The organism is Ruegeria sp. YTSC002 (assembly GCF_059609845.1).
In genome coordinates, this window is the sequence record NZ_JBXWML010000003.1 from 1 (window position 1) to 17,760 (window position 17,760).

At 57.7% G+C, this 17,760-nt stretch carries 16 protein-coding genes, 1 tRNA gene and 1 pseudogene; 7 read left to right on the top strand and 11 right to left on the bottom strand.

Annotation, left to right across the window (positions count from 1 at the left end; genetic code table 11):
* Window positions 1-438 (top strand): annotated as a pseudogene (glyA, locus tag AC2FFD_RS07560) (serine hydroxymethyltransferase); the annotation flags it as partial.
* 273 nt (window positions 439-711) lie between these two features.
* Here the strand turns inward: glyA and AC2FFD_RS07565 are convergent.
* Window positions 712-1,086, bottom strand: coding sequence for a hypothetical protein (locus tag AC2FFD_RS07565; RefSeq protein ID WP_496872756.1), 375 nt, complete (start codon window positions 1,084-1,086; stop codon window positions 712-714).
* 91 nt (window positions 1,087-1,177) lie between these two features.
* Here AC2FFD_RS07565 and AC2FFD_RS07570 point away from each other — a divergent pair, with 91 nt between their 5' ends.
* On the top strand, window positions 1,178-1,936 hold the full coding sequence (locus AC2FFD_RS07570; protein WP_496872757.1) for an alpha/beta fold hydrolase: 759 nt from the start codon (window positions 1,178-1,180) through the stop codon (window positions 1,934-1,936).
* On the opposite strand, the gene AC2FFD_RS07575 is transcribed toward AC2FFD_RS07570, so the two are convergent.
* From AC2FFD_RS07575 to AC2FFD_RS07600, 6 genes are all read right to left on the bottom strand, one after another.
* Entirely contained in the window at window positions 1,937-2,122 is a 186-nt protein-coding gene (locus tag AC2FFD_RS07575) for a hypothetical protein (protein ID WP_170345109.1), read from the bottom strand.
* Window positions 2,123-2,215: 93 nt separating this feature from the next.
* Window positions 2,216-2,593: a rhodanese-like domain-containing protein gene (locus AC2FFD_RS07580; RefSeq protein WP_257600286.1), complete on the bottom strand. Its 378-nt coding sequence runs from the start codon at window positions 2,591-2,593 to the stop codon at window positions 2,216-2,218.
* A gap of 79 nt (window positions 2,594-2,672) precedes the next feature.
* Complete coding sequence (locus AC2FFD_RS07585; protein ID WP_496872758.1) at window positions 2,673-4,025, bottom strand: HlyD family type I secretion periplasmic adaptor subunit; 1,353 nt, start codon at window positions 4,023-4,025, stop codon at window positions 2,673-2,675.
* Window positions 4,026-4,027: 2 nt separating this feature from the next.
* The gene (locus AC2FFD_RS07590) at window positions 4,028-6,091 is read right to left on the bottom strand and encodes a type I secretion system permease/ATPase (RefSeq protein WP_374041599.1); all 2,064 of its coding nucleotides are present in this window, start codon (window positions 6,089-6,091) and stop codon (window positions 4,028-4,030) included.
* A 193-nt stretch (window positions 6,092-6,284) separates the two neighbouring features.
* Window positions 6,285-8,225: a type I secretion protein gene (locus tag AC2FFD_RS07595; protein ID WP_496872759.1), complete on the bottom strand. Its 1,941-nt coding sequence runs from the start codon at window positions 8,223-8,225 to the stop codon at window positions 6,285-6,287.
* 131 nt (window positions 8,226-8,356) lie between these two features.
* Entirely contained in the window at window positions 8,357-10,639 is a 2,283-nt protein-coding gene (locus AC2FFD_RS07600) for a hypothetical protein (RefSeq protein WP_496872760.1), read from the bottom strand.
* A gap of 762 nt (window positions 10,640-11,401) precedes the next feature.
* Between AC2FFD_RS07600 and AC2FFD_RS07605 the strand changes: the two genes are divergently transcribed.
* Window positions 11,402-11,992, top strand: a complete 591-nt coding sequence (locus tag AC2FFD_RS07605; RefSeq protein ID WP_496872761.1) for a helix-turn-helix transcriptional regulator — start codon at window positions 11,402-11,404, stop codon at window positions 11,990-11,992.
* A complete protein-coding gene (locus tag AC2FFD_RS07610; protein WP_496872762.1) occupies window positions 11,985-12,482 on the top strand; it encodes a hypothetical protein in 498 nt (165 codons plus the stop codon). The genes AC2FFD_RS07605 and AC2FFD_RS07610 overlap by 8 nt, the downstream gene beginning before the upstream one ends.
* 107 nt (window positions 12,483-12,589) lie before the next feature.
* On the opposite strand, the gene AC2FFD_RS07615 is transcribed toward AC2FFD_RS07610, so the two are convergent.
* Window positions 12,590-12,675, bottom strand: a tRNA-Leu gene (locus tag AC2FFD_RS07615).
* A gap of 56 nt (window positions 12,676-12,731) precedes the next feature.
* Between AC2FFD_RS07615 and AC2FFD_RS07620 the strand changes: the two genes are divergently transcribed.
* From AC2FFD_RS07620 to AC2FFD_RS07630, 3 genes are all read left to right on the top strand, one after another.
* Window positions 12,732-12,944, top strand: a complete 213-nt coding sequence (locus tag AC2FFD_RS07620; protein WP_496872763.1) for a hypothetical protein — start codon at window positions 12,732-12,734, stop codon at window positions 12,942-12,944.
* Window positions 12,945-13,061: 117 nt separating this feature from the next.
* Window positions 13,062-13,988: an MBL fold metallo-hydrolase gene (locus AC2FFD_RS07625; protein ID WP_480685441.1), complete on the top strand. Its 927-nt coding sequence runs from the start codon at window positions 13,062-13,064 to the stop codon at window positions 13,986-13,988.
* Window positions 13,985-14,929 carry an MBL fold metallo-hydrolase gene (locus AC2FFD_RS07630; protein WP_496872764.1) on the top strand — a complete coding sequence of 315 codons (945 nt, stop codon included), beginning with the start codon at window positions 13,985-13,987 and terminating at the stop codon, window positions 14,927-14,929. The genes AC2FFD_RS07625 and AC2FFD_RS07630 overlap by 4 nt, the downstream gene beginning before the upstream one ends.
* Before the next feature lies 1 nt (window position 14,930).
* Here the strand turns inward: AC2FFD_RS07630 and AC2FFD_RS07635 are convergent, their stop codons facing one another.
* From AC2FFD_RS07635 to AC2FFD_RS07645, 3 genes are read right to left on the bottom strand one after another with little or no spacing between them, the layout of a single operon-like run.
* Complete coding sequence (locus AC2FFD_RS07635; protein WP_496872765.1) at window positions 14,931-15,989, bottom strand: YeeE/YedE family protein; 1,059 nt, start codon at window positions 15,987-15,989, stop codon at window positions 14,931-14,933.
* Window positions 15,990-16,047: 58 nt separating this feature from the next.
* Complete coding sequence (gene hemA / locus AC2FFD_RS07640; RefSeq protein WP_496872766.1) at window positions 16,048-17,271, bottom strand: 5-aminolevulinate synthase; 1,224 nt, start codon at window positions 17,269-17,271, stop codon at window positions 16,048-16,050.
* Between the two features lies 1 nt (window position 17,272).
* Window positions 17,273-17,707, bottom strand: a complete 435-nt coding sequence (locus AC2FFD_RS07645; protein ID WP_496872767.1) for a DUF302 domain-containing protein — start codon at window positions 17,705-17,707, stop codon at window positions 17,273-17,275.
* Window positions 17,708-17,760: the final 53 nt, after the last annotated feature.

Sequence of the window (17,760 nt, forward strand, 5' to 3'; positions counted from 1 at the left end):
CGGCCCGAGTTCAAGGACTATGCCAAGCAGGTGATCGCCAACGCGCAGGCGCTGTCGGATCAGCTGATCAAGGGCGGCCTGGACACGGTGACCCACGGCACCGACACCCATGTGGTGCTGGTCGACCTGCGCCCCAAAGGGGTGAAAGGCAACGCCACCGAGAAGGCTCTGGGCCGGGCGCATATCACCTGCAACAAGAACGGCGTGCCGTTTGATCCCGAAAAGCCGACCATCACGTCGGGCATCCGTCTGGGGTCGCCCGCCGGCACCACCCGCGGCTTCGGCGAGGTCGAATTCCGCCAGATCGCCGACTGGATCATCGAAGTGGTCGACGGCCTGGCTGCCAATGGCGAAGACGGCAACGGCGCCGTCGAAGCCAAGGTCAAGGCCGAAGTCGCAGACCTCTGCGCACGTTTCCCGATCTATCCGAACCTGTAACTGGTCCACCCTCCAACACAGAACGGCGCCATGAGGCGCCGTTTTATTGCGTAAGATCTCTGAAAACGTTCTGGATCTCGCCCAGCGCAAATCCGGTGTTTTGGGCAAGGTCCCGGCCCCCAAAGCCGCCCGGGCCATTCTGGTCAATACGCGCTTTTTTCGCCTCGACCAGCCTTTCGCGCAGCTATTCACACCGAATCCGTGCATTCGATGTCACCGCACCCAGGGATTTGCACCATGTTCAGACCTTGGTGCGCAGTCCAGAATCCAAGGTCAGATCAAGCCGCGCCACCACAGAAAAACCAGCAAAATCGTCGTCAGTGCCAGCATGTTGAAGGCCAGCCCCCCCAGCAGGCCAAGGAACCACCCCCATCTGCGATCCGCAAGATTGATGGACCCCAGATGTTCCTGCACCACGTCAGACGCCTTGATCAGCCTGGGGTTATCCAGAACCAGCCTCAGTTTGGGATGAGACGCCATCGCCTCGGCCCGGGCCAGAATCAAAGCCTGGTTGTAGACGCGCCGCGGCAGTCGGCGCTTGGCCTTGCGGATCGATGCCTCGAGCGTCTTGTCGCGCACCCCGAGCTTTGCGCGCAGCAACACAACCGTTTCGGCGATCCGGGTCTGAATGTCTGGGTCCTGCGGCATTGGTGGCCTCCTGCCGTGGCAATCTAACGGCAGCATCAATGACCTACAATGGGGCTGGCTGTTTCCGGCATTGACTTGTATCACGCGGTACATGCTGAACACCATCATACATGGCGAACCAACCGCCCGACCGCCCCTTGTCATTGCCCACGGCCTGTATGGATCGGCCCGAAATTGGGGCGTGATTGCCAGACGGTTGTCGGACGAGCGGCAAGTTGTGGCCGTCGACATGCGTAACCACGCCTACAGTGCGTGGGATTCTTGCCATGATTATCCTCACCTGGCGCAGGATATCGCCGAGGTCATCGAACGGATTGGCCGGACGGCGGACGTACTTGGGCATTCAATGGGCGGCAAGGCCGCGATGACACTTGCGCTGCAACACGGCGCGCTGGTGAACAAACTGGTGGTCGCAGATATTGCGCCGGTGAAATACACGCACAGCCAAATTCAGTTCATCGAGGCCATGCGTGCCGTGGATTTCTCGCGCATAGCGCGCCGCTCGGATGCCGAGCAGCAATTGGCCGAGCAAGGCGTTGAAAAAGCATTGCAAAGCTTCTTCACCCAATCGCTGGACATCAAGGGAAAGCGTTGGTTGCTGAACCTGGACGTGTTGGCGGACCAGATGCCAAATATCATGGGCTTTCCCGAGTTGGACGCCCAGTGGCAAGGCCCCGCGCTGTTCCTGTCAGGGGGCGAGTCAGATTATGTCTTGCCGGAACATCGAGCCAAAATCCGCGCACTGTTCCCCGGCGCGCGATTTGCCAAGATCCCCGGTGCCGGTCACTGGCTGCACGCCGAAAAACCGCACGAGTTCGAAGCTGCCGTCAGGACCTTCCTGAACGCCTGATCAAGCTCCTTGATACAGCCGCTTGGCCACCATCCAAGATGCCGGGGCGGCGATTACGGCCCCCGCGGCCGCAGCGCCCACAATTGCGCTGACGGACACCATTCCAGCCGAAAGCACGGCGATTACGGCCGAACCGGACAGAGCAGTTGCAATCAGTGAATACAGCATAGCAGCAAGGCGAAACATGGCCGGGCTTTCCTTTTGATGGCTTCCGGCCAAATATTTCACGATTCGAATATGTTGCGCTTTGATTTGTGTCAGATGCAGACGGTTCCGAAGCTAGGATTTGGCGATTTCACCGCCCCCATTCACCCAGTCCGTCAATCCCCCAAGATTGTACACCCTCTGGTATCCCATATCCTTCAGAAGTTTTCCGGCCAAGGCCGCGCGCCCACCCGATGCGCAGTACAACACTATGGGGCGATCCTTGCGCAGTTCAGGGTCATGTGATTGCAATGTATCATCTGCCCGAAACTCCAGCATGCCACGAGGTATGTGATGCGCCCCGGCGGCGCGGCCCGTCTGTTCCAGCTCATTCGCATCGCGTATGTCCAACAGCAGCCCCCCCTGTTCGGTCATCGTCTTTGCCTGGGCTGCATCGACACGTTCGACCACAGCGTTGGCCGCCTCCATCATCTCTTTGACCGTCACCGTCATACGAGTTCTCCTTTACGTCACCGCGCAGAGGTTAACATGCGAATTCCGGAAGGTCCCGACATGGAGGGGAACGCAGGTGTTACTGCTCGCGAAACGCGCGCGACATGCTGTCTGATACCGGTTTGGCGATATAGGCCGCAAAGGTGCGTTCTTCGGTTTGGATCATGATTTCAGCGGGCATGCCCGGTGTCGGAACAAAGCCGCGCACGCGCTGCAACTCATCCGGGGTCAGTGAGACACGTGCCAGATAGACCTCCTGCGGAACACCGGTCGAATCCTCAAGCAACGCATCTGCCGAGATATAGAAGACCTCGCCATACAAAACAGGCGTCGTGCGTTGGTTCAATGCGATCAGGCGGACTGTGGCGGTCTGCCCCGTGACAACACTGTCAATCTCGGTACGCGGAATCTGTGCCTCGATGATCAGGGGCGCATCCGCGGGCAGGATCTCGGCTATCGGTTCCCCGGTTTCAATCACACCGCCCGGCGTATGATAATGCAATCGCACGACCGTTCCTGTCACCGGTGCGCGCACCACGGCCCGATCAAGAACGCTGCGGGCCTGACGGGATTTTTCACGGACGCTTTCCAGATCGGCTTCGATCACGCCCAGTTCGTCCAGTGCGGCCTCACGATAGGCGGACCGCGTACGCGCAATCTGTTCGTCATATTTCAGCAACATCTGGTTGATTTCAGCGGCTTCCGCCTGCAACCGGGCCTGCTGCCCTTCGGCTTCGGCCTGGACACGACGGATGGTGTTCAGCTCTCCTTTGCGGACAAGGCCCTTTTCGAACAGTTGGTTTTTGGCCTCGAACTCCTCCTGCAAAATCTCGGCACGCCGGGTCATGCTGTCCAATTGCGCCTCAAATCCACTGGACCGGATTTTCAGCGCTTCCATGTTGCGTTCCAGCAGCGCCAAGTCATTCAGCAGCGTCTTGCGCGACACATCGAAGCTGAGCTTTTGCCCATCCAGAATGGCCAATACTTCGGGATCTTCGGATGCTTCGACAAGCTCTTGCGAAAACACGAGGCGGTCGCGTTCCCCGTACTCGGCCAGCAACCGCTCGGTCATGGCCTGAAGGCGCAGCTTGCGAATAAACAGCTCACGCTCATTGGCCTGGGCCGAGGTCTGGTCCAGGGTCATCAGAACCTGACCAGCCTGAACCGCCTGACCTTCCACAACCTTGATGTCTTCGATGATGCCGCCTTCAAGATGTTGGACAATCTTGTTTCGGCCCGTGGCAACAAAGCTGCCTTGCGCGATGACCGCTGCGGCCAGCGGGGCACTGAAAGACCAGACCCCGAAACCGCCGAAACACACGACAAGCATGACCAGCCCGATCACCATCAACCTGTTGATCGAGCGTGGAACCTCGGCATACCAGACTTCTGGATCATTGGCTGAGTTGTTCACAGGTACGAGGTTATTCATGGTCAGCCCCCCTGCTGGCCTTCAATTCCAGTCTGCTTGCGCGGCCCGTTGAGCTGCTGAAGAACCTGATCACGCTGACCGAACAGGGCCACGCGCCCGTCGGTCAAAAGCATGATCTTGTCGACAACACTCAACAGCGTTGGCTTTTGCGTAATGACGACCACGGTGATCTTGCTTTGACGCGCCTGTTCGATCGCACATGCCAGCGCCTTGTCCCCCGCGACGTCGAGATTTGAATTCGGTTCATCCAGCACAACCATTCTGGGATTGCCGAAGAACGCCCGTGCCAGTGCGATACGTTGCTTCTGACCACCGGACAAAGGCGAGCCATCAGCCGCCACCACGGTCTCATATCCCTGCGGCAGCGTTGCAATCATGTTATGAACATCGGCCAGAACGGCGGCATCATGGATCTGTTCGTCAGTGGCATCCGCCCTCATCCGACCGATATTGTCCTTGATCGTACCCGGGAACAGCTGAACATCCTGCGGCAGGTAGCCGATGCTTTCGCCAAACTGGCGCGGGTCCCAGTTTCGGATGTCCATCAGGTCAAGCCTAACGCTGCCCGATGTGGGCAGGATGGATCCCACCAGAGTTTTTCCAAGCGTGGTTTTCCCCGCACCGGAATTGCCAATGATGGCCAATGTTTCGCCGGGAACCAGCGAGAACGTGATGCCGTTCAGAACCACGCGCTTGGTTCCGCCCGGTACATAAAGCAGGCGTTCGACATCCAGACGACCTTCGGGGCGTGGCAAGCGCAGTTTTTCGTATTGCAGGGCCGAAGTCGACAGCAGCGCCTTGATCCGGCCATAAGCTCCGCGCGTCAGCAGGTAGCTGTTCCATCCTTCAATCGAACCTTCGATTGGCGCAAAGGCACGCCCGGCAATGATCGAGGCCGCAATCACCATACCGCCCGTGATCTCTCCTTGCAGCGCCAGAAACGCGCCCCAACCCAGAATTCCGATCTGCGTCAAAAGGCGAACGGCGCGCGAGATCGAAGCGAAGATCACGTTGCGGTCCTGTGCCCGCACCTGCCAGGTCAGGGATTGGGCAGTGTCCCGCCCCCAGATCCGCACGGCCTCGGGGATCATTGCCAGGGCGTTGATGATCTGGCTGTTGCGAGACATCGAATCCAGATGCAGGTTTGCCATGGACTGTGCCTTGTTGGCCTCGGCAAACGGCTTGGCAGTCATTTTCTGGTTGATCAGCGCAATCGTCATCAGGATCAGCGCAGTAACCACCACGATCATGCCCAGTTCCGGATGCACCAGGAAAATCATCAGAATGAACAGCGGCGCAAACGGCACGTCCAGAAATGAAAGCAGCGTGCCCGAGACCAGAAAACCACGAAGCTGTTGCAGATCGCCCAATGTCTGATACTCGCGCCCGTTTCCATGCAGCGACGCATGGGCCGCCGCGCTCAGAACCGGTGCGCCCAGCCGGGCCGCCACTTCAACCCCCGTCCGCATGAGCATGAACCGCCGCACCGCATCAAAAGCTGACTGGAAGACCACTGCCCCTGCAACGATGGCCGTCAACATGATCAGCGTGTCCAGCGACCGGCTGGTCAGAACCCGGTCACTGATCTGGAACAGATAGATCGGGATCGCCAGGATCAGGATGTTCGTAGCGCAGGTCAGGACCAGAACAAACGCAAGATTGCGCCGGATCGCCCGCATCGAAACGCGCAACGTGCGCTGGAAGTCTTCGGGCGGGGTGCGTTTGTGGAAGGTTTGGGGTGGCCCGTTCCCATCACCGCCGCCGGAATTCGTTTGCAACAGTGGCTGGTTTGCCTTGGCCTCGATCGTGGTGCCTATGCCGTTCCCACCGGAAGCGCGCGCAGAGGGGGTCTTGCGCGCTGTCGAGTCCCCGGCAGATGCCGGATCCGGGCCGTCGGCGTCGGCCACCCCATTGCCGCCACCCGCCGGGTCTTCATTTTGCGCGGGTTGCGGTTGCGCACGCTGACGGGGAGGATCAGCGCGCCGTTGTTCGCGTGAGCGTTTTCGGTCTTCGGATTGCTGTGGTAGTTCGGTTTCAACCGGCGAATCTGGATCTGACACAGACACGCGCATCTCCTGCGTCAGGTGCAACCGGGCTTTGGCCCGTCGTGCTGCGGGATCTGCCCCACCGTCTGCGCGCTGGCGCTTCGGGCCCAAACCGCCCTGCCTGTCCAGGGGACTGGATAAGAGTGGGCGGCGCGACGAAAAAACAATCGACATATACAAACCTTCTGGTCACTCGATAAAAACTTGGGGGGGGTCAGGCCAGCATGGATTGCAGGCCGTCATCTGGTGTCGTTGTGTCAGTGGATTGTGCGTGCAGTGCCAGGGCCGCATCCGGTTGCGGCACAGACATGTCCGCCATGATTGCGGCGATCGCCTCGTTGGTCATATCTGTGATTTCCTGGTTGTCTGGCACGTCAATCAGGCTGGCCTGATGAAGCAGCAGGTCGGAGTAAGATCCGTCAGCGGCCATTACCGTCGAATCCACGCCCATTTTGGTCAGATTGACCGAGTTCAACAGGGCGTTGCTGCCTGCGACGACCTCGGTATCGGCGGCACTGGGACCGGACAGGTCAATTTGATCCTGATCCAGCATCATGGTGACCTGTTCAACGATGTTCACCTGCAACAAGTCTCCGTCGATCTTGAGCACGCGCATCTGTTCCATCCCTGCGAACAGGGGATCGTTGAGCAGCGCGTTCTCCAACGCATCCATGTCCGTTTGATCAAGCGCCATGGCGTCGGACAGGTTCTGTTGCAGACCCTGATGTGTATCTTCGCCTATCGTTTTGACCGACGCGTCATTCATGATCACGTTGTCATCATCTCCGGCCATTGCGCCGGGCATACCGCCGCTGATGATATCGTCATCCATCAGGACGTTGGTCTGGTACAACATGTCCACGGAAATCATATTCCCGTCGATCATGATCAGGTCGTAAAAACTGCCCAGCTGCACGATGTCGGTGACATTGAACATTTCGTTGTCGCCCAACGCGTACAATGTCGATGCGGCCGAAATCTCGGTCTGTATGTTGTCGATATCCGTGCCGTCGATAACTTGTTTGACGAAGTTTGCCACAACCAGATCACCGTGGACCCAATCCACAACGATGAACTCAGGTTGTCCGGTTGTTCCGGCGCCATTGTCCAGCCAGGGGGCATCTCGGCCTTCGACTTCAATCTTCGAGGACTGAATCACGTTGGTGCCGCTGCCCGTTCCCGGCGCCCCCACATCCCAATCTGAAACAAGCGCAACCTGGCTGATGGCGGTCAGGCTGATCGCCTGCCCTCCGACGGCGATATAGGGGGCATCAACCCAACCCACAGATGCCGAAACGGCATTGATCGCAAGGTTTCCTCCGGTCACGACCAGGTGTCCGTCATCAAAGTCAGGATCTTTCGACTGATCCCACTCGGCCGGAAGCATGGACTCGGCCTCATCCTCTCCGGCTTCCTCCGGTTGATGGAACGCAGGCAGGATGTCTGTCCATACCGGAGCGTCGTCAACGTACTTGCCGTTCACGATCACCCCCAACGCATCATCGCCATGAAACTGATGTACCGTGACCCCGTCGATATTCGCGTTTGCCGGGGCCGTCATCTGTTGGGCCAGCGCCTCGAGCATTTCGGTCGACTTGTAATCCGCGAGCGAAAGCGAAGGGGCTGCCACGGCATGAAGCGACAGCGCCATGTCCAGCATCTCTTCGCCTTGGGCGATCAGCGCCTCGGTATCACGAAAGTCCCCTTCCCCCACCGTGTCGTTGTCGCGCATGACCACCTTTTGCACGGTGAACGTCATTGCCGACCCCAATGGCACCGTATCCGGTCGAAGAATGATCAGTTCAGGTGCGGAAGACGGGCCGGATATGCTGTCTGGAACAAATCGCGCGGACTCCGCGCTGTCACCGTTGAGGATGATGACCGCCTCGTGCACCGGCCCGACAGGAGCTTTTGGCAACGGCAGCTCCGGCTGAGAGGGAAGAAAATTGAACGGCAGGGCTTCGTATTCGCCCGCCGGGATATCCAGATCAGCTTTGATGTGAATCGAGGTTGGCTCGTCAAGCCCGTCTATTTCAGCTTTCCGCCTCAGGGCGCTGAACTCCTCGTACTGATCCCGCAGGCGGGCTTGTTCTATCGTAAGCTCAAAAGTTCCAACAAAATGCGCTATCGTTTCCGTAATACCGTCAAGTGCCATGTCGGTTATCCTTTTTGCCCGCGGCGGCTCGTAATTACCGCTTTGGGTTCAGTTGGGCCGGGGCCGCGTTTTGCGGCCCCGGCATTTTTGAAAGGTAGCAAGGCCCGAAAATGCGAGCCCCGCCTTTTGACTTAAACGTCAGTGTCGTCGCTGGCGTGGGACATGGTCATCGAACCACCCACCATGGTCGTATCGACCGTGTTGCCCAGAACGTTGGCGCCCATGATGATCGACTGGTTGAACGCAGACGTATCAACGACAGCCGCAGCCGATGCATAGGACTCGCCGGTTACGATACCATCGCCACCATTGTTCGCGCCCCAGGCACCACCATTGCCGCCGGCACCACCGTCACCTGAATAGGCGCCGCCACCGTTACCACCGGTGATCATGCCACCCATGGTATCGCCTGACGTTGCAGTGCCCATCGAAGCTCCGCTGGTTCCGCCGTCCGCGGCGGATGCGCCACCGGCACCACCGTTACCCGAGTCGGCCGCACCAGCTGCATCGCCAGAGCCAGTCGATGTGGCATCATTGTCGGAACTGCCTTCGCCACCGTATCCGGCAATTGCTTCGGCCAGGCTGTCAGCCGCACCGTTTGTGTCGGCATCTCCGAAGATGTCGGCAGCTCCGCCGCCACCCGCGGTATTGGCCGCGTCGGCAGACCCGGCTCCGTTGCCGGTAGACGATGATGTCGGCGTCGTGCTGCCGCCCGCGCCGCCGTCGCCGTCGGCAGCCGATGTTCCGGTACCGGCCGCATCCGCTGCGCCATCTGCTGCGTTCGACCCGCCGTCACCGCCGCTGCCGTCGGTGTCCTGCGAGTTGCTGGCCGCACCGTTCACGTCGCCTGGGCTCTGGTCGATGTCCGGCCCACTTGCCGACTGATCGCCAACACCCTGAGCATCGGAATCCGCGTCAGCGGTCCCACCCGAACCGTCGCCGCCCGAGCCGTCGCCACCCGAACCGTCGCCGGCCGTGCCGTCGCCACCGGTGCCGTCACCGCCGGTCCCGTCGCCGCCTTCGCCTGCTTCGGCGTCAATCATGCCCAACTCTTCCTGAAGAGCCATGATTGCAGCTTCGACCATCGCGCCGAATCCACCTTCGCCGTTGCCGCCGGTGCCGTCGCCACCGGTGCCGTCACCGCCAGAGCCGTCACCGCCGGATCCGTCACCACCGGTTCCGGTTCCGCCAGAGCCGTCAGCCGAACTGTCCGCGCCGCTGTCAGCAGAGCCATCCGCAGTGTTGTCACCCGCAGTGGCATCATTTGCATCGGTGTTGCTGTCGCTGGTGTTCGAAGCCGAACCATCTGCCGCAGCATTACCATCGCCACCGTCCGCGCCGGACGCGTCCGCGGCGTTATCTGCCGTTCCGGTACCCGTTCCGGTCGAGTCGGAGTCGCTGTCGCCGCCGTTTGCGTTACCGGATGCATTCGAACCGGACAGACCCAGGCCCAGGCCCAGACCAAACGAATCCGCGCTGCCGCCGGCTCCGCCGGTTCCGCTGCCATCGGCACTTGTGCTGCCATCGTTGTCAGACGACGCGGAACCATCCGCGGCACCGCCATCTCCGCCGGCACTGTCACCGTCGGATCCTGCGCCCGCCATACCAACACCGTTGCTGGCATTGCTTGCGTCACCGGTCGATCCGCCCCGGCCGCCGCTGGAATCGGCATCGGCACTGCCGGTATCGCCACCGTCAGCCCACGCGTGGCTGCCCAGCGTCGATGAATCGGCCGCGCCGCCGTAACTGGTTCCACCGTCGCCCGATTTTCCACCGCCGGCATCCGAGCTGATACCTTCAGCCGCAGTAGCAGTACCACCATTGGCATCGCCGTTCTGGTAGAAGTCGGCATTGTTGGATACGCTTGGTGAGTCCAACGTGTCATCATCACTCAGACTGGCGACCTGGCTGTTCACGGATGACATCGCTGTTCCGGCACCATCCATCGAGACATCCAGATTCATGTCATCGCCTGGATCATAGGTCAGATCGCGACCAGCAGTGATCACGTCACCCACTGTCGCCGAGTCGCCGAGGTCCAGATCAACCTGATCATCGTCGCGCGGAATCCACTCACCGCCGCCGAAATCGATGTTGATTGAGTTGCTGTTGGAGTTGTCGTTGGTGTTGTCGCCGGCATTAAGCGTCTGGTCCTGATCCTGACCCTGGTCCTGATCCTGACCCTGGTCCTGATCCTGACCCTGGTCTTGATCCTGACCCTGGTCCTGACCCTGATCCTGGCCTTGCTCGTTGGCGTTTTCTACATTTTGGTCCTGCTGCTGTTGCTGCGCAGTCACGTCGGCTTCGACAAGGGCCTCATCAACCTGAATTTCGACATCCACCGGAGCTTCGAGGTTTTCGACTACAATTTCGTCAACGGTCGTTACGTTTGTATTGTTTACATTACGTCTCATAACAAATTCCCATTACTGGAACGCCTGACCGCCATTCATCTACAAAGCGGCAACGGGCGTGATTGAAACTGAAATACCCGCACAGCGTTCAAGCACGCTGAATGCGGTCCACGATCGTTTTCCTGAGGCCACCTCCTTTCCCGGCTAAGCCGAATTCGCGGCCGTTCACAATCGATGCTGAAATACGCAAGGAACGGGCGCGGCAGGGACAGACGCTTTCACAATTAAAGCCTGACCATGTTTGCAGCGACGCACGCTTGCGACTAGCTAACTGAAAGTTCTGATATGGATAACATGTTGTATTTTATGTTTATTTTAAAAAACCGCGAAACTATTCCCGGCCTGGATCAAAAAGTTCTAAACAAGAAAAACAACAAAAAATAATGCAATTGTTTCCGCCAGTTACACAATGACAAGCCGAAAAACCTAAACAATAGTTCTATATCTCGGGCACTTGAACTATACCGTCTGGTTGTAGAAAATCACGTTTTCAGCTACAATAAATCTTACGTAATTCTTTGATTAGTTAACTACTTTTGCACCGGCAATTCCATTTCGATAAAGCCATTTCCGGTTAACCCCGTTTTGTGAGGGAATATAATGAGTGAGTCTTTGAACAATGAATCTGGCAATCAGAGTCTTTATTCAGAAGATTTTTCGATTGTCTTCCTCGGGAAAGAACTATTCTATTCAAATCAAACCCTAAGAAGCGTTCAAACTGAATTTGGCGTCCGCGCTTTTCGCTTCGAAACACTCGAGGCCATGCGCTCACATGTTCCGGACAGCGGCAAGATCGTCGTCGTGGATCAGATGTTGATCGAGGACCTTTTGGCGCGCCCCGATGCATACTCCAAAAGTGCAGGTTCCGGCTGTCTTGCCTTCGCCTATCGCAAAGAGGATTCGGCCCGACACCTGTTCGAAGACTGGCACCGCGCGCAGTTTGGAGATGTAGGCTTTCTGCCGATGAATGTCGCGCCGGACGCGTGGCGTGCCATCCTCAGATTGCTGATGCACGAGGAACTGTATCTTCCCAGCTTCCTGGCTGACTGTGTCTCATCCCCTTGTCAGCGCGCGCCTGAGAGACCACGGCAACGGGAAGCCATTACATCCAACGGCGCGGATCGGCATGCACAATACTCCAAGCTGACACGCCGCGAAAAACAGGTTCTGCAACTGGTCTCAGAAGGCAAAAGCAACAAATTGATTGCGGCCAAGCTGGGCATCACGGAACACACGGTCAAGCTGCACATGCATAACGTTGTCGGAAAGATCGGCGTCAGCAACAGGACTGCGGCTGCTCATTTCTATTTCGAGGTAGCGCCTCACGAGGCGCAACAGACCGCCCTTGACTGATCCGTTCGAAGCCCGGTTCGACCGCCTGATCCTTTTGGTCGGCAGGCTGAACTATATGTGGACAAATACCGAAAGCCTGCTGATCCACCTGATCGCCGGCCTGACCGGAACGTCCAAGGACGTGGCCGTAATCATCTTTTTGACTTTGAACACCACCCGCGCGCGAATAGATCTGGTTGAAAGACTTGCAAAAATGGAAGGGCGCCCTGCCCCGGTTCGCGATCCGATCCTTGAACACACGCAAAGGCTGGCCAAGCTTTCCGGCATCCGCAACAAGTACAACCATTGCATCTATTCCTTCGACCCTGAAAGCGGAAACCCGAAAACGATCCTCATGCGGATCGCTGACCGCAAAACCGACATAAAACTCGGCCGCGAGGATACCGTCGACGACGATGCTCTGCTCCAGATCGAAGCAGTCGTTGATCAGCTGTCAGCCGCAAACAGGGAGATTTGGAAACTGATCCGACAATTGGGATTTCCGGTTTAGGGTCGGTTGCACAGCAGAGTTGAGTGGGGCCTTCGCAGCACGCGAGCATCCCCCACGGCGCGTCCTGCCACGCGCCCATAAGTCACGGCATTTTTTGAAAATTTTTGTGGTGCGGGCGGTGGGACTCGAACCCACACGGGCATACGCCCTTCAGATTTTAAGTCTGATATGTCTACCATTCCATCACGCCCGCACGGCGCAGCCCCTGGGGCCGTGCAATTTCCTTACAAGCACAGCGGGATGAGAACAATGCGCTTTGACGCAGATGGACCGGGATTTTTCGGTGCAAAGCTGCGTCTGCCGTCGCCGTCGTTCAGCGGCTGGGCCTCTCCCCTGTTTCGAGGTCACGTAACAATCGCCTTTCTGACATCATCTCTTCCTCGGCAAACCATCATGGCGCGGATTGCGCTGCACGTTCACTTTGCGCATGACCTTGGTGTCGTCTCCATTTACCACCACTGAAAACCGTTCTTCGCCCAATCGCAAAGAAGACCCGACCGGTTTTTTAGCGTCTTGGAATGATCCTTTGTTGGTACTTCCATCGTTTACAAATAATAATATTCAATTTAATGATTGCGTATGAATGGAATTTCTTTGTCCCGACGCAGTTTCCTGTTCAATGCCACGTGCCTCGCGGTACTTGGAGCTCAAACCAGGATCGTGCAGGCAGAGCTGCGGCTCGGCCCTTCAGCCCGAATTACAACCGTGTCAGACGGATACCTGTCATTGCCACCTGATGTTGTTTTCGGAGCCATGCCCAAAGAGGAGATCGAGCAAATCCTGATCCGCAATCAAGCGGACGCGACCAAGTACGAGCCAGAGTGCAACGTCACGCTCTATCGAGATGATGAAAACACCGTACTATTCGATGTTGGCGCGGGGCCGGACTTCATGCCTACATCTGGCAAGCTTTTGGAGACCCTTGAAACAATCGACCTGTCGCCCGAGGATGTTACGCATGTGGTCTTCACCCATGCACACCCCGATCACATCTGGGGTGTTCTGGATGACTTCGACGACCTGCTTTTCCCAAATGCGACGCACCTCATTGGACGCAAAGAATGGGATTATTGGTGGAACCCCTCAACGGTGGACACGATTGGCGAAGATCGCACCGCGTTCGCGGCCGGTGCCAAACGCCGATTGGAAGCAATCGAGGATCAGGTCGCGTTCTTTGAGGATGGGCACGAGATCCTTCCCGGTATTGCCGCACGGGCAAGCTTTGGGCACACGCCCGGTCACATGGCCTTTGAGCTTCGAAATGGGGATGAGTCGGTGATGGTCGTAGGCGACGCGCTGGGAAATCCGCACGTTGCGTTTGAACACCCCGATTGGCACAGTGGAACGGATCAGGACCCCCAGGTCGCCGCAGCTGCGCGTTACTCACTTCTGGATCAGATTTCCGAAGAGAAAATGAGAATGATTGGCTTCCACCTGCCGAACGGTGGAATTGGCCGCGTCGAAAAGACCGGTTCGGCCTACAGGTTCATTGGAGAGGCGTCATGATACGATCACTCATGATTGCGGTTGCTTTCGCCACGCCAACTTGGGCAAGCGAGGATATTGCTGACCAGTATCCGCAAAGCGTTCTGTATTCCAAGCCGGTCGAGTTCATTCCTGGCGTCTATTCCGCCATTGGCGCAACCGCTCCACCGACCTACGAAAACTCTGGTCACAACAACAACCTGAGCTTCATCGTGACCGGTGAAGGCGTGGTCGTTGTCAACGGCGGTGCGGCCTATGTCCTTGCCGAGGCGCTGCACAAGGAAATTCAGGCGATTACGGATCAGCCCGTCACGCTTGTCTTCAACGAAAACGGTCAGGGGCACGCGATGCTTGGTAATGCCTACTGGTCAGAAATCGGTGTTCCAATCGTCGCCCATTCGGATGCAGCAGCTGAGTTCGAGGAATATGGCCCTCAGATTCTGGAAGGAATGAAACGATACAATCAGGACAAGGCAGAGGGTACGTTTCTGGCAGGCCCAACCGAGACATTAGATGATGAATACGTGGTTGAGATGGGCGACTTCCGGATCGAAGCAAAATACCTCGGACCGGCCCACAGCCCCGGCGATATCTCGATCTGGCTGCCGAACCAAGGCCTTGTCATCGCGGGTGACATGGCGTTCCACGAGCGCTTGCTGCCGATCTTTCAGGATACCTATACCGCGGATTGGCTGGAAACCTGGGACAACGAGTTCGAGGCTTTGAATGCCACGTATGTCATTCCCGGGCACGGTCATCCCACGAATATGGATCAGGTGCGCCGCTATACACGCGATTACCTGGTGTACCTGCGAACCAGGATTCAAGAACATATGGATGCAGGCGGCGATCTGACCGAAGCCTACTATGTCGATCAGTCCCCCTATGCCCATCTGGACACGTACGAGGAACTGGCAACAAAGAATGCCGGGCGCGTTTTCGAACAGATGGAGTTCGAGTAAGTCAGGAATGCTGTAGTACCGGCAGCCGCATCAAAAACCTGTGCGTGCCTATCGCCCCAACCCACATGAAGAAAACGGCAAGCCAGGCTGTCAATGACAGGGCGGACCCGCCTGAAAGCCCGGCGCCCACGGCGCAACCTCCGGCAAGCATCGCTCCGAACCCCATGAGGACAGCTCCGACCAGGTAACGTTCCATCGGTGTATCCGAGCCAAAACGTTCGATCTTCCACTCGCCGGAAAGGATGGCAGATCCTGCTGCGCCAATGGCCACGCCGGGAACAAGGCCGATGCCGAAAGACAGCGCCACATTTCTCTCTGCAACCAACGCCATCAGCGTGTCTGTGGCCGGGCCGGTAAACGTCACTGAAGACACAGGTACGACTTCGAAAGAAGCTTGCGCGATGGAATATGTCATGAACCACCCAAGCGCCACTGCCCCGCCCACGCCTGCGGCTGTCACGATCTTTGCAGGTGCGACATTTCTATGAAACGCAAACACAATTGCCAGAACAAATCCAATTGCGGCAACGGCTGTATAGGCCGGTGGTGAAAGCCCGATTATTGCTGAAAGATCGCGCTGTGCGCCTCCTGAGATGGTCCACAGACCGGAAATCGCTTCACGGGCTGGGCTGAGTACTCCTGTGTAGGCTGCCTGGGCCACCAAGGTCAAAATCAATCCTGTCACAAGTGCACGCAGGTTGCCGCACGAGGCCAAGACCAACAGGCGAGATGCACATCCGCGCGCAAGAACCATGCCTATGCCAAACATCGCCCCACCAATAACCGCACCGCTAAGGCTGCCGGTTGACGCGATGGCGCGTGCTTCTGAAAGGTCCAGCAATTCAAGCGAGACAAGCGCCTGAACCAGCGTCAGTGCCGCGGTAAAGGCGATCAGCCAAACCGCCAAACGGGGGCCAAGCTTACCTTCGGCGACTTCGACAGTCGACGCGCGCAAACAAAAATGGGACTTCTGAGCCGTCACGCCGAACAAGATACCGACGAGCACTCCGGCAAATGCCAATGCGCCCGGGTCTCCCAGCAGATCGATGAGCCTCTCCATGGGCAGAAACTCTCACTTCGTTGCGTATGTGTCCTTGCCTTTGGTCAATTCGTCATCGTCATTGCGCGGCCATCGGCCGGCGCGCCAATTGGCATTGCGTCCATAACTCTCCCAATGCGGATACCAGCCGGTCGACATCTTCACAGGTGTGCACCGGCGACGGCGTAATCCGCAGGCGTTCCGTTCCTTTGGGGACAGTTGGATAGTTGATGGGCTGAATGTAGATCCCATAGTCACGCATCAGCACATCCGAAATGAAGCGACACTTGACCGGATCGCCGACCATGACCGGAATGATATGGCTTGGGTTCGGTGTATGGGGAATACCCAGATCGTCCAGCCTGTCCCGGACTTCGCGCACGCGCTTCTTGTGCTGTTGCCGCTCTGCATTGCTTTGCTTCAGGTGCTTCACCGAAGCCGCAGCACCTGCGGCCACGGCTGGAGGTAACGCGGTAGTAAAGATAAACCCGCTGGCAAAGGATCGGACAAAGTCGACAAGCTCCTTCGACGCCGCGACGTATCCTCCTACCACGCCGAACGCCTTGCCCAAAGTCCCTTCAATCACGGTCAGGCGGTCCATCAGGCCCTCGCGCTCGGCAATGCCTCCGCCGCGCGGACCGTAAAGCCCGACCGCGTGAACCTCATCCAGATAGGTCATCGCACCGTAACGATCCGCCAGATCACAGATCCCGGCAATCGGTGCAATGTCGCCATCCATGGAATAGACGCTTTCAAACGCAATCAGCTTTGGCGCATTTGCAGGCAGGTCCACAAGGTGTCTTTCAAGATCCGCAAGATCGTTGTGCTTCCAGATCCGCTTTTGGCAACGACTGTGACGAATCCCCTCGATCATCGAGGCATGATTCAATTCGTCGGACAAAACCGTGATGCCAGGAATGCGGGACGCCAAGGTTCCCAAGGCGGCCCAATTGGATACGTAGCCGGACGTGAACAGCAATGCCGCGTCCTTGCCGTGAAGGTCCGCAAGCTCCTGCTCCAACAGCACGTGTTCGTGCGTGGTTCCCGAGATATTCCGCGTTCCCCCTGCCCCGGCACCACTTTTGTCAATCGCCCCATGCATGGCTGCGAGGACTTTTGGGTGCTGGCCCATTCCAAGATAGTCGTTCGAGCACCAGACAGTGACTTTTTCGGGACCATTCCCCGTGTAACTGCGCGCCTTTGGAAACGCGCCGCACTGACGTTCGAGGTCCGCGAAAACCCGGTAGTTTCCTTCGTCTTTCAGTTGACCAAGTTGATCACGAAAATACTGCTGGTAGTTCATTTCAATCCCCAACAGCCTCTTCAACGATTCCGGACAACAGGGTCTGGACCTTTTGCATTGGGCCGTCCGGATAGCTTCGGTATCCTACCTTCACCCCGTCATCGTCCTCGGTCACGAATATCCCGTATGGGCAATAGCCGATATTCATCGGATCTGCTTCCATCACCTCACGCGAAATCTTTGCCGAGCAAAAAATAAAGATGTCCGCCGCCGCGAATATCTGTTTGTCGCTGCCGACATCAGCGCCCGTTCGGTTCAACATATCCCCAACGTGGCTCACATAGTCGATGACCAGCCCCTGCCCGACAATGGCGGATTCGACGGCAAAGGTGGCATCATCAAAACTTCCGTCAAAGGGAGTGGTGATGATATCCTCGGCGAGTCCCTGACCGGCGGAGACTGCAAAAAATGCGGCCGTAACGATAAAGTGTTTCATGGTTCTGATCCTCCTCCTGAGCCGCATTTTCTCGGATTGAACTTCCGGGGGCT